Origin of the sequence: Streptomyces sp. URMC 126, assembly GCF_051386555.1 — a bacterium.
Classification (GTDB): Bacteria; Actinomycetota; Actinomycetes; order Streptomycetales; family Streptomycetaceae; genus Streptomyces.
This window is the reverse complement of record NZ_JBPQTX010000953.1, coordinates 1-264: the sequence shown is the minus strand read 5'-3', so window position 1 is coordinate 264 and position 264 is coordinate 1. Positions and strand designations below refer to the sequence as shown.

Genomic DNA, 264 nt, shown 5'->3' with positions numbered 1-264 from the left:
GGGTCACCATGAGCGGCGAGAAGATGAGCAAGTCGCTCGGCAACTCGGTGCTCGTGTCCGAGATGGTCAAGCGCTGGCGGCCCATCGTGCTGCGCTACTACCTGGGCACCCCGCACTACCGCTCCACGATCGAGTACAGCGAGGGCGCGCTGCGTGAGGCGGAGTCCGCCTTCGCCCGCATCGAGGGCTTCGTCCAGCGCGTGGTCGAGCTGGCCGGCCCCGTGGCGCCCGCCGCCGAGGTGCCGCCGGCGTTCGCCGAGGCGA

1 protein-coding gene is annotated in these 264 nt (G+C 71.2%); it reads left to right on the top strand.

Translation table 11 applies throughout. The features are described from left to right. Positions 1–264: class I tRNA ligase family protein (locus tag ACSNOK_RS34640; RefSeq protein ID WP_436784681.1), on the top strand; the 264-nt coding region annotated here is incomplete at both ends.